The organism is Thalassoglobus polymorphus, from assembly GCF_007744255.1.
Classification (GTDB): domain Bacteria; phylum Planctomycetota; class Planctomycetia; order Planctomycetales; family Planctomycetaceae; genus Thalassoglobus; species Thalassoglobus polymorphus.
Genome location: NZ_CP036267.1, coordinates 1,161,547 through 1,174,110, shown reverse-complemented (window position 1 = coordinate 1,174,110; position 12,564 = coordinate 1,161,547). Strand labels below are relative to the sequence as shown.

10 protein-coding genes are annotated in these 12,564 nt (G+C 49.6%); 1 reads left to right on the top strand and 9 read right to left on the bottom strand.

All coding sequences use genetic code 11. The features are described from left to right. Positions 1–2: 2 nt before the first annotated feature. The 8 genes from acpP to Mal48_RS04360 all read right to left on the bottom strand — a co-directional run bounded on the left by acpP (position 3) and on the right by Mal48_RS04360 (position 8,664). The gene (gene acpP / locus Mal48_RS04395; protein ID WP_145196508.1) at positions 3–233 is read right to left on the bottom strand and encodes an acyl carrier protein; all 231 of its coding nucleotides are present in this window, start codon (positions 231–233) and stop codon (positions 3–5) included. Between the two features lie 297 nt (positions 234–530). After that, the gene (fabD, locus tag Mal48_RS04390) at positions 531–1,439 is read right to left on the bottom strand and encodes an ACP S-malonyltransferase (RefSeq protein WP_145205721.1); all 909 of its coding nucleotides are present in this window, start codon (positions 1,437–1,439) and stop codon (positions 531–533) included. A 74-nt stretch (positions 1,440–1,513) separates the two neighbouring features. Then, positions 1,514–2,521, bottom strand: coding sequence for a phosphate acyltransferase PlsX (gene plsX / locus Mal48_RS04385; protein ID WP_145196506.1), 1,008 nt, complete (start codon positions 2,519–2,521; stop codon positions 1,514–1,516). A 6-nt stretch (positions 2,522–2,527) separates the two neighbouring features. Next, the gene (rpmF, locus tag Mal48_RS04380) at positions 2,528–2,707 is read right to left on the bottom strand and encodes a 50S ribosomal protein L32 (RefSeq protein WP_145196504.1); all 180 of its coding nucleotides are present in this window, start codon (positions 2,705–2,707) and stop codon (positions 2,528–2,530) included. 314 nt (positions 2,708–3,021) lie between these two features. Further along, positions 3,022–4,701, bottom strand: a complete 1,680-nt coding sequence (locus Mal48_RS04375; protein ID WP_145196502.1) for a DUF1549 and DUF1553 domain-containing protein — start codon at positions 4,699–4,701, stop codon at positions 3,022–3,024. Next, complete coding sequence (locus tag Mal48_RS04370; protein WP_145196500.1) at positions 4,673–5,200, bottom strand: hypothetical protein; 528 nt, start codon at positions 5,198–5,200, stop codon at positions 4,673–4,675. The genes Mal48_RS04375 and Mal48_RS04370 overlap by 29 nt, the downstream gene beginning before the upstream one ends. 130 nt (positions 5,201–5,330) lie before the next feature. Beyond that, complete coding sequence (locus Mal48_RS04365) at positions 5,331–6,842, bottom strand: transglutaminase-like domain-containing protein (RefSeq protein ID WP_145196498.1); 1,512 nt, start codon at positions 6,840–6,842, stop codon at positions 5,331–5,333. Between the two features lie 406 nt (positions 6,843–7,248). Then, positions 7,249–8,664, bottom strand: a complete 1,416-nt coding sequence (locus tag Mal48_RS04360) for a sulfatase family protein (protein WP_145196496.1) — start codon at positions 8,662–8,664, stop codon at positions 7,249–7,251. Positions 8,665–9,127: 463 nt separating this feature from the next. Between Mal48_RS04360 and Mal48_RS04355 the strand changes: the two genes are divergently transcribed. Then, on the top strand, positions 9,128–9,781 hold the full coding sequence (locus Mal48_RS04355; protein ID WP_145196494.1) for a hypothetical protein: 654 nt from the start codon (positions 9,128–9,130) through the stop codon (positions 9,779–9,781). Positions 9,782–10,726: 945 nt separating this feature from the next. Here the strand turns inward: Mal48_RS04355 and Mal48_RS04350 are convergent. Next, positions 10,727–12,457, bottom strand: a complete 1,731-nt coding sequence (locus Mal48_RS04350) for an OprO/OprP family phosphate-selective porin (protein WP_197442048.1) — start codon at positions 12,455–12,457, stop codon at positions 10,727–10,729. Between the last annotated feature and the right edge of the window lie 107 nt (positions 12,458–12,564).

Below are 12,564 nucleotides of genomic sequence, written 5' to 3'. Positions count from 1 at the left end.
GTTTAAGCGCTTTCCCGCTGTTTGATATAATCGATGGCATCGCCAACGGTTTTGAGCGTTTCGTAATCCTCGTCTGGGATGGTTACGCCAAATTCTTCTTCAAACTTCATTCCCAACTCGACCAAATCGAGCGAATCAGCTTGAAGATCATCGATGAAATTACTTTCTTTGGTAATTTCATCCTCGGAAACGCTCAATTGTTCACTCACAATTGCAATTACTTTTTCGTCCACGTCTTGCTCCTTCTGGAATGATCGACACCGTCTATGGTGCCTCCATTTTCATATGGCCTGCAAATTATTTCTGCAGGGCGAATGAAGATATAGCGGCTTTTGAACAGTGTGTAAACGTCAATGCGAATGGTCCCACTTCGGAACCGGATTTAAATGATTTCTCGTGTCCTGACGGACCTGCATGAGTACTTATTCTGGAGCCTCAAGAAGTCTTTCTAACTCGTTCATCAAGCATTTTTGAAGAAATCAATCCAGCTTCAATGAATCACGAGCACTGAATGCGACTCGAGACAGCTCCTACGAATCGTTGATGACAGTACAAGGAATTTTACGTTGAATTCGCTTTAACAATCCGGCCAGAACGCGACCAGGACCGATTTCATAAAACTCATCGATTCCTTGATCCAACATCGAACGAATGGAATCTTCCCAGCGAACCGGGCTAATGACCTGACGAACAAGTACGTCTTTCAGGTCATCTGGATCTGTATGAATGCTCGCATCGACATTTGAGATGACCGGAATTTCCGGAGCCTTCATCTCGACAGTCGATAACGCATCCCGGAGCCGATCATCTGCCGGCTGCATGATTTTCGTATGAAACGCCCCTGCGACAGCCAACGGAACCACACGGGCTTCGGCCGCCTCAGCAATCTCAAGAACTTTTTCAATCGCGGGATTACTGCCGGATAAAACGAGGTTTCCGGGGCAGAGATAGTTTGCGATTTCGACGACACCGGCAGCTTGTGCCTCATCGCGAATTTTTTCAACTTCTGGCAAGTCGAGCAGTAGCACACTTGCCATTCCTGACGGGGTCGCATCTGCAGCGTCCTGCATCGCCTGACCGCGCTTTTGAACGACTTTCAGCCCATCCTCGAAGCTCATAGCTCCAGAAAAAACCAATGCTGTGTATTCGCCCAAGCTCAGGCCAGCAGCCATTTCACAGCCTAAGACAACATCAGGAGCATCAGTTCGAAGTTTTTCCAAAGCCGCCAAGCTCGTCACAAAGATTGCGGGCTGGCTAATGACAGTTGAGTCGAGTTCTTCCGATGGACCTTCAAAACAAAGCCGACGAAGGTCATACCCTAGGATTTCATTGGCTTGATCGAACAAAGCGTCCGCAGCGGGATACTGCTCGACGAGTTGCTTGCCCATACCAACATGTTGCGCTCCCTGACCAGGGAAAAGAAATCCAATTCGGCTCATCACTCCGTTCCAATTTGAGACGACAACCATTGCCTTGTCGGCAAACCTGTCAGCCATCCATAACTTTTATCGACTCACGAACTCGCTGCTGTTTGCGCTGCGAGAGCCTCAACAATGTGTTGATTAACGTTTCTATTCTTGAACGTCATTGCGGTGTGGAGTGCGTTCCGAATTGATCGTGCGTCACTCGAACCGTGGCTGATCATGCAAACACCATCAATGCCGAGTAATGGTGCTCCACCATATTCGTTGTATTCAAAACTTCTTCCGACGCGGCCGAATGCTTGCTCGGCTGTCGTTTTTTCGCCGTTCAACGCCCCAAGAACCTGATGGGCAACTTTTTCCATCATCATCGAGGCCATCCCTTCGCTCACCTTCAGGACGACGTTTCCAACAAAACCGTCACAAATAATGACGTCGGCCTCACCTTGATAAAGTCCTCGCCCCTCGACATTCCCAATATAGTTTTGGGCAACCGGACCGCGAAGAACCAGATCGTGTGCTTCTTTTATCAGAGGAGTCCCTTTTCCGTCCTCGCTTCCGATATTCATTAACCCGACCCGCGGAGATTCGATCTCAAGAATCTCACGAGCAAAAATGGACCCCATCAAAGCGTACTGGGCAAGATGCTCAGGACGTGCGCCGGGATTAGCACCAACATCCATGAGTACGGATCGCCCAGAAATCGTTGGCAGGACAACCGCAATACCAGGACGTTTGACACCTTTGAGAAACAGTCGAGTCCGTAACCCTGCCCCAATGACACCACCGGTGTTTCCGGCACTGACAATCGCTTCGACTTCGCCGCCTGCCATCATTTTCCAGCAAACCGCGATCGAGCAATTTGGTTTTTGACGCAGCGCATCGGTTGGCTTTTCTTCCATGCCAACAAATCCGTCAGCATGAACCACTGTCAACCGCTCGCCTGAGTAACCAGATCTCTCAACCAATGAATCAACAGTGGGCGCGTCCCCGACCAAAAAGACTTCCAGGTCTGAAGATGTTTCGAGGGCTTCAATTGCACCGTTAATATTAATCAGCGGAGCTTCATCGCCACCCATCGCGTCCAGAGCGATTTTCATCGTTCGTTAATCCTCGGTTTCAACCATGGTTCGCCCGTGATAATTACCACAATTTGGGCAAACCACGTGCGACGGAACAGCTGTCCCACACTGTGGGCAATACTGTAACTTCATTGGCTTCAATGCGTTATGGCTACGCTTTTTGCGTGACCGTGATTTCGAATGTCTACGTTTGGGAACAGCCATGAGCCGCATCCCCTTATGCTGTAAGGAGTTCCGATACAAAATATGACAGGTCAGCCATTCTGCCTGCCATTTTCAGAGATCGCGTATCGTAAGGCAGCTTGGGAATTTATGTCAAGGAACGTGACCACCTTCATGGCGATGATTTCGTACTCAATCTCACGAGAATTCTCCGAAATCCCCCAGAATTATTCCTGAACGCAGTTTTTGACCCCTGAAATGTAGAAAAATCTTCTTTGGTACAGTTTACAAATAGTGGCAGAAATTTACTTTTTTAACACCCTGCACTCCAAAACCCTTCGCAGACGCGCCCGACATCAATGATTTAACAAAAACTCACTGCTATTCAGTAACACCCAGAAAATATCTGCATAGCTTTCGGGGCGACTCCCATCAGCCTGGTTCGATTTGATGTAATCAAGCATCTCTTGCCGCTCAATTTTGGATGGGAACCGACTTAGCGTCGATAAATACATCGCCTCGACCCGTTGCTCGTCGCTCAGAAACGGAGAATCAATGATGGCTGCCAGCGTGCGACTCTCAACAATGTCTGTGGCATCACCGACAAAGTCGCCATTCATCAGTGCCAGAGCCTGTAAAACTGTCGACGCCCGATCAGGAGCCGACTCCGTCTGGTTCCCAAACATCGCAATAAAATCTTGACGTGCCTGATCGTTATTAAAATTCAGTGGTTGCTCCGGATCGAACGGCTGACGATACCCCGTGGCGACAGAGAGGCTGTCAAAGATCTGCTCAGCAGTCATCCCCCGGACTGGCATACGAGCAAAGAGTGTCGGTTCCTCCTGTGAGGAATCAGTCTGCCGGCTACTCAACTGATAGGTTTTCGAACTGGTAATCGCACGGATGAGAAATTTGAAATCAAAATCGTTGGCAACAAATGCTTCAGCCAGATCGTCTAAGAGTTCTGGATGGCTTGCGGGATTGCTCGAACTGAAGTCGTCCATCGGCTCGACAAGTCCGATTCCAAAGTGGTACGACCAGATTCTGTTCACCGCAGCCTTGGCGAAGTAAGGATTCTCGGAAGAGACAATCCATTTTGCCAATACGGTACGGTCTCGGGACTCCCCTTCAGAGATTGCAGTTTCGCGATCCAGAAATGTCGCTTCCACGACGCGGTCCAGCTCCGGAATCTTGATCGTTCCGGGAGATTCTTTTCGTGTCACCACCTCTTGGCCACGCACTTGGGCGGCAGGGATATCCGTGAAGAAAGCTGCATACTTCCAGAATTGATCCTGCTTCCAGCTATCAAATGGATGATCGTGACATTGAGCACAATCGAGACGAATCCCAAGAAAAAGCCGTGAAGTCGCTGCTGCAAGTCGTTCTGGCTTGGCCTCTTTAGCCTGATAGAATGCGACCGGAGTTGATTGATTGAGTTGGTTCAAACCAAGCATCGCCTGCTGGTCAAACGGAAGTGTGAGCATTTCCTCAACGATTTCCGCAAAGTTTCGGTTCTCCGCAACCCGTGAACGTAACCAGGATTCGAACCCCGGAAGAGCGACACGGATTTGCTGGTCAGCATCCGCTTCGGGGATCATCGCTGCCCGCCAGAGATTTGTATAGTGAATGATGTAAGACGGACTCGCCAGAAGACCTTCGACCAGCTGTTGCCGCTTATTGAGAGAGTCGTCCGCCAAAAAATCTCGCACGGACGAAGCATGCGGAATCTTCCCGGTCACGTCGAGATAAACACGCCGCATGAATTCGGCATCGTCAGCAACCGGAGCGGGGGTGACGTTTTCGGCTTTCCAGCGGGCTGAGATTCGTTGATCGATCAGCAATGACAAACTTGTTGGGTCGGTGATTGCCTCCGCACGAACAACAGACGACGACAGCAGGCATAGAATCAAGCAGGAAAAGGCAGAGACTGCAGCAGGTCTTTTCAGCTTACTGAACTGATCGAAGCACTTGGTGCGACTGGCCCTTTGGCCGTGAGGAGAGATGAACTCAATGCATTTCTTCCCGTAAATCTCCATCGGACTCGTCCTCGTTCAGGATGTCGGCGAGTTGCAAAATTTGTCGTTGCCGCGAAAGGATTTCAGTGTTCGAACCTTCAGCTAAAAACTGTCTGGCATTCAACCATTGGACACTGGAGTTTTTGTCGAGACTCTTCTGAGCAGAACTTCCATAAAGCTCGACAAGATAAAACTCAACAACATCGACTCGCACTTCCTGCTTGTCCGAACATCCGTGAGCAATTTCGATCGGAATCTCCAGATGCAATCGCGGAGCACTTGAAACGATATAATCTTTGCCCCGCTCAAGGTTCAGTTGCCAGGCAATTTCTCGATCAATGGATTCACGGAATGATTCTTCTTCGAGTCGCTGAGCTTCAATCAGACGGTGATGATCGACAGTTTCGTCATGCAAAACTAACCACTTCGATTGATCTTCAAACCAGCGGCGAATGAGTGCGATAGCCGTCTGATTAATTGCGACTGGACGCTGCTGCTCCTGCTCATCTTCCATGTTCATTGATATTTCTTTATCTCGATCTGTCGACCTGAATGAATTTCAAATTCGCTACAGGCAACATTGTATCGAATTCGCTCCACGGTTTAACCATGACGCAGAAAAGATTCAGGCAGAGTTCTCCTTCTGCTCATTATTTTTCGGTGCTGACAATCTCAATTTTCGTTCGCCCCAACAGGTGAATCATTGGCAAAAAGGAAGCTGCTGGAGCAGCATCATCGTCGGAGAGGCTCGACGTTGTAATGGTAAGATGTCCACATCCTGTCCCACCTTGCCCGAGTGTGGCATCCAGCGGAACCCATTGTTCGTTCAACCAGGCCTCTGTCCACATGTGTCCTACAAACGCTTTGTGAGGTGCGGAATAGACGAAGCCAATTGCGACTCGCGAAGGGATTTCTTTAATTCGCAACAAAGCTGCCAGCAAGACCGCATGTTCGGTACAGTCCCCTGCCTTGCTCTCTGCAACTTCCGCAGCTGTTGCCATCGCTGTCGAGAAGTTTTTGTCGGAGACATAATTCTTAACAAACTTTTCCAAAGCCACCGACGTTTCAGCCACAGACTCCCCCTCGTTCACTTTGCTGGCGAGTGACACGAGAATCGGAGCTTCACATTCAAGGTATTGGCTCGCCTGCATGAATAAATCCGCCGGAGAAGTTGATTCCCCCTCGAGCCGGGGATAATTCTTCAACGCTTTCTTGCTGACCGTCAGTTCAATCGTTTCGTCATTAATCACCCGGATTTTCTGAGTGTCTGACTCCTCAAAGATCTCCGCCGGATTCGCACCATCGACTTCGATGCGGTAAGTGACACTCTTCGCCTGCTGAACGTTTTGCATTCCAGAAACGCGAACCATGGTATCAGTCGCGAGGTCAAATTCGTGCTCGCCAATCGGTGCGAGCGCTTCATCTTCGGTGGCTGTTCGCATTTCCATCTTCAGCAACGGCATCGACACTTTGATAAACGACCAGTCTTGGTCACATGTAATGATCGATTCAATCGGCGGGGCGCCACCAAATTTCTCCTTCAAGGTCACCTCGCGGTGAAAGGCTCCTTTTTTCGGAAGTGGAACATCTTTGCTGTACTCCACTGTGATCGTCGCCTTGTTTCCAATTTGTGGTGCGAAGACTTCAAACGTTTGAGGCTCGCCTCTATTGAGCTTGCCCTCTTGAATGATGCGTTCAGGCCAACTGAGCGAGAAAACATCTTCCATTCCTGAGATCGTTTTTGTGGTCGACCGGCCAGCGACTTTACTGGTGAGCTTGATCTCAGCCCCTTGCAAAAATCCAGATGTGACAGTTTTACTGTTCGGAGGATTTTCCATTGTCGAGCTGAAGCGGAGGAGCTTCCCATCTTCAGTCTCTTCGACATGCGACTGCTGCCGAATACTGAGCGTTTGACCGAAGCGATTAAATGTCATCGAGAGCAAAGTATCGGTAACGAAGATTGTTTCGCCCTCGACTTTTTTCTCGGACGATGTCGAATGCGAGTAACCAACTCGCTGGTCCTGACTCCAGATTGTCTGCCAAGTCTCTTCAAGATCAGTCTTTACAGTCTCTTGTGCCTGAATCTCCTGCCCCAAAGGAAGAGCTAATGAAAACAGAACGAGGGCAAAGAGAGCTGAGCAACGGAATGGGAGGCAAGGCATAGCGTGTCGACTCACTGGTCAGCTTGACGGTTTAAAAACGAGACCAATTCTATCAGGAATTACCAGGCTGAAGTAGCCCAGACCTTTTTCCGCACGAGCACTCGCTCCACCGGAACTTGTATCCAAACTGTACATATCAAATGATGAATCTCAAAAACCAAGATTATTCTGTGGCCGAATATCGCGTGATTCAATATCGGAAGGGATCTATGACACAGAGTACGTATTCGCGAACAGAAACGCTGGAAAAGTTTTTGGAATCGCAGCCACACTTCATCAAAACAGCATTGCGGGCAGGTTCAATCTCAGAATCGGCTCTCGTTTGATGGCGAAGAAACAGTTGCTCTCTTCTTCGAAGTGAATGCGTAGCGTCACCTTGATCGAGAGCCCCCTTCCGCAGCGAGACTTATCTTTGCGAAAGAGTTCCTGGGCGATATTTTCTCAGCCACGGGTCACCCTGCTTCTCCAGTTTCGAAACCAGCTCGTTCACCATCGCAGCTTTGCGGCTGGCATGTTCTGGTTCATCGGCAAGATTCCTGGTTTCCCACGGGTCCGCCTGAAGATCGTACAGTTCCAACTGTGGTCGATTCAAAAACTGTTCGACGGTTCTCGGGCCAATGTGAGTCGCTGCGTTCTTTCGGATGCCGTCCCAGAGTCGCCGCTCGTAAGTGTCAATTGGAAGTGGGTACTCTGCTTGCCAGGTCACATTCCAGATCAACTTATATCGCGGATGGCGAAGCGTTCGCATTGGATAGTTGGCAAAGACATCATGCGCAACATGGCTCAGCAGCGCCGACCGCCATTCCGGAGGATCTTGCTGATTGAGTATCGGAAGAAAACTTCGGCCATGGACTTCACTCGTATCGAAATCCGTTCCGGTCCAATCGAGAATCGTCGGGGTAATATCCGTGAAGGCAACAAGCGCCTCATTGACATGCCCTGCTTTTGCGTTCGGTGTCCGAACAATGAACGGGACACGGACTCCAGGTTCGTAATGAGTCCCCATCGCCCCCGGTTCAGAAGTTCCGTGATCCGAAATAAAGATGACCAGTGTCTCGTCCGCAGTTCCAGATTTCTCCAAAGCCTGCAGTGCCAAGCCAACTCCAAAATCCATCCGGCTGATCTGTTGATAGTATCCGGCAATGCTTTCGCGAACCTCCGCGGTGTCCGGCAGAAATCCGGGAACGGTGATGTCATCGGGATCATACTTCAGCGTCTGATATCCCGGGTAATCTCGGACCGCTCCCCAACCGACCCCATCGCGTGAAGTCGGATGCGGATCGGAAAACGAAAGGACAAGGAAGAAGGGCTCGCTCTCTCCGCTCCCGCTACTACTCTTAGTGTTCAAAAACTCTTCGGCCTGCTTCGCCATCCAGACGACATCTCGTGAACTCCCTCTCGGCTTGAAGTCGATCGGATATTTCTCCATCGGCTTGATGTGATCCTTGCCGATCAAACCGGTTCGGTATCCCTTCTTCTTTAGCCTCTCGAAGACGGTCGTCACAGTTGGACGAATTTGCTGATTGTGCTCCGCATGTGGATGTGCGTACTGACCGTTGGAGTGAGTCAAGAGCCCGGAGTAAATCACCGCCCGGCTTGGACCGCAAGAAGCCGTTGTCGCGAAAGCTTGCCGAAACCGAACTCCCTCCGACGCCAGCCGATCTAAATTCGGCGTGAGGACAACCTCATTCCCATAACAACCGACATCGTGCCAGGTTTGGTTATCCGAAATCAGAAGTAACACGTTTTTGGCTTCGGCCTTTGAAACAATCAACGAGACCAAAACAAGCCAGAACGACACCTGTCGCAATTGAAATAACATCACAAGATTCCTTTGCGCGATAGAGATCAGGAAATCATATCAAATCCTGTGTCAATTTCGCGATCACTTTTGTGATCGTAGCGACGACAAAGCAAATCAGAGTGACACCGGAGCACCGTCAGGTTAGGTAACCTAGGAGAAGCTGGAGGGTGTTTTCGCCTGTAAAACGGTCTTTCGAGCTTTGGCACACCGGCTGCTTTATGAAGAGTTATCAAACGCAGCACAACACGACTTCAACAGAAAAGTGAGAAGTGCTGAGTTGTCATCGCTAAGACAGCGATTCATTCAGAGACATTCAATTTGCACGGAACGAGACGACTCTCGGAAAACAAGATCGCACCGACCTCGTCGGAATGATCGGACTGCAAATCAAGCCCTCTGAGCACACAAAGGATGGTGAACAGTTCTGGATTTCACAAGTCGTGAAACAGACCAACTAAAATTCCAAAAGGAATCGTTCACTATGAGTTACTCCACAAATATCTTGACATCCCTGATCATTTTCACCTCAGCAACAGCAGCAAACGCACAGGACTTCCTTGGGATCTTCAATCCCTTTAAGTCAAACCACAACGTGAGCCAGCCGAATTATGGGGTCACACCGAGCAATTACCAATACTCACAGCCGAGTCAAAACATTTACCAAACTCAATACCAATACACTCAGCCAGCCAGTTCCACTCTGCCTTGCCAAAACTATTCGAACTCCACGTACGGCAGCCAGACTCAATACCCGATCAACTCAACAGTGGGACTTCCCGCAGCTTGTGCAAACGGACAGTGCAACCACCTTCAACACCAGGCAAACGGCCAGTACACACAAGGTTACGTAAACGGACAATACTCCCCATACATCAACCAGGTGAACTGTGTGAATGGCCAGTGTCAAACCGGAACGACAGGAGTTGGTCAGTACCAGAACGGCTACTTCCTTAACTCACCACTTTCACAAGATCGATACAGAACACCCACGAATTACGGAAACTCAACGATTCCGTTCAACAATTCGCAGGTCCAGTACAACGCTCCGACCTCGCCTGTTTACCAACCCACAACATTCCCAGCCTACGGGAACACCATCAATCAACCAAACGGTTCAAATCCTTACTACAACTAGAGCATCTTTCTCGGTTGGTCTGCAGTAACATCGCCGCCACGAGAGTGACTTAAGTATCCATTGGTCTTTAAACGCTGGCCCCTTGGAACAGCGTGCCCCAAACAGTTCTCCTATTACAAAAGAAGCCCGACCTCTCATCTGGTCGGGCTTCTTTTCGTTGAGTCAATACTTCATCGCAACTCATCAAATTCGATCAGCGAATTTGACAGCAGCCCGACTCCACTCCAGTCGTGTCTCTGGACTTGCGACTCCCTGCTGAAAGACATTGAACGTTCCACTCTACGACGCATTCCTCACATTCATATTCAACCTTTTTCAACTTCTTGACCACACGGACCTTTGCACGCAAACTGCTTAGCGGGCGTCCGTAGACATCGACTTCATTGCAAGGCTCGCATTTATTTTTTCGGAAGAAATTAAACAGCGGACACTGTACTTCGGGAATGCAAACCGGCTCGCATTCGACTTCCCAGCAATGCTTTTTCACTTTCTTTGTCTTCACTTCCGGGCAGCATGTGTAGCTGCAGGGAGCACATTCGACATTGTCATAGCATCCGGCTGGCTTACTTTTCACCGAAAACAAACCAGCTTCAACAGATGTTGAAAGCGAGGCGAACAAAGAGAAGAGCAGTATCGATTGAATGAGTTTCATATATTCAACTCCATTGGGGCTACACGATAATTTCGAATAAGAGATTGAGCCGCGAGTCCAGTGACACTCAACTGAGCCTTCCCTGCTGAGGAAGACGTCCCAGACCACGAAAACACATCTCCGGAAATGCTGCTTGCGTTCCGCCACATGGCGTACAGAATATTTCTGATGCCGAGTCGTTCTTCACGGTCAAGCCAAGCATTCAAGACAAGCATTTCAGTCAGTCTATAAACTTGTGAAAGAGTCGCTGATCTCAGTGTTTGAGAGAGCATTTTCAAATTCCTGGACCAGCTCTAGAAATCAACAGCGAAACGGGTACCCAAGAGGAAATAGTGTCCCCCCGTATATCCATCGACCGGCTCGTGATCTCTGATTTTTCCGTAAGAGGCATCAAACTGGACTTTGGAATACGGAGTCCAGTACCAGTTCAAAGCAGTTGTCCAGGCAGTTCCGACCCCTCCGAGAATGTCTTTGTCACTCAGATCGAGATAGTCGTATCGAACAGCGACGTTCCAGGCTCCCCAACCGGTGCTGTGTCCGCCGAAGCAATTGTCGACCAGGAAGAAGTTCTCAAACGGCTTCACACGACCGATGGTTCCTGACGTTCTCGTGTAAGGAATGTGTTCTCCGGTCAGGAAATAGGAAAGGTAAAAGTACGCTCCACCGAACTGTAGATCCTCACCAGTCTCACGCTGGAGCCAGGTATGCTGGTATTCACTGACAGCCTGAAACGGACCGACATTAAAGATCGATTCCAGCCCAATAATTTCGTAATTCTCTGCACCAACAATACGATCGGTATTCAGCCAGCGTCTGTCGCTTCTCGTAGCGGCACGTGTGCGAAATCGGGCTTCGTTGAAGTTCGTATCGGAGTCATCCCGGTCGCCATCTGGACGTGCAACCATTCCAGCAAGTCCCCAGTGAAAGTACCCACGCCCACCAGACGCCTTATCGTACCAGGGGCTTCCAGAGACCCGGGCATTCAAGCTCATCTGACTTGATTGACCGATCACCCTTCCGGTACGGGCAACGCTTTCTAGCATGTAGGCACCGTAACGCCAGTTCAAGCTTTCATCGTCACTGTAACCATACATCGCAATCCCCGGACGGCGGGCATCTTCGTTAAAGGCTTCAACCACGAATGGTCGCTCCATGAAAACGTTAAAGCGGCTACTGTTCAGGTGATCCAAGCCTAGTGGACGTTTCTGGTTACCAATCAGCAACTGCTGATTCAGTGGAAGTTCTTTAAAGCCAAAGTACGCATCTTTGATTTCTGCGTTGGAAGGATTGTTAAAATCGACCTGAATTCTCCAGAGCATTGTCTCAAGAATATCCCCCTTCATTTCGAGACGAATACGCCTGAACAATGCCCGATCTTCTGGTGGATCCCCAAAGTTAGGAAGCATCATATCCGGGTGTTCAAAATTATTAATCCCTTGCGAGGAGTTCACGAAGTCCCAGTAATCTGCGTGAATCCGTCCGCCAATCTGAAATGTTGGCTTCTTGGCTGCGTCTGCTTTCATTTTCTTCTGAGCAGAATCAAAGCTGCTCCAAGCCTTATCGAGTTCTTTCCAACCATCTTCCAGCGCCGAGAGCCTCTGATCGACATTGTCTGGGGTGGTGATCGCTTCTTCGAAAGCAGTAAGCTCCTCTTGTCCGACCGCCGGAAAAAACGTCTGTTCCACACTCGGCGGTCGAACCGACTCAGCTTCCAGAGCGAACTCGCTCTGCTCACTTCCAAAGATTCCTTCGACTTCGAGCGGCAGCGTGCCTGCGGGAACAGGAACCTGAGATGGCTCCTTGGAGGTTTCTGGAAACGGTCGCGAGACCACCTGTCCCTCTTTGACTTCCGAGAGTTCGACCGTGAGAGATTGAATCTGCTTTTCGGCAGCTTCAAGTCTTTGAATGAGAGCCTGAACTTGTGGATCAAGTTTCTGCGGTTCTTCGGCCGAGCTGAAATTACAGAAGGCCAGCCCTGCCACAAGGGTAAGAGCAACGATTGCCTTCTTATTGACGAAATGCATGATCGATCTTCCGTACATCAGAGTGATATCAAGGTGAGACGGCAAACTAAGTTCTGCCGAACTAACTGTGATGATCGAACCAATCGCCATCTTTGATACAACCCGAC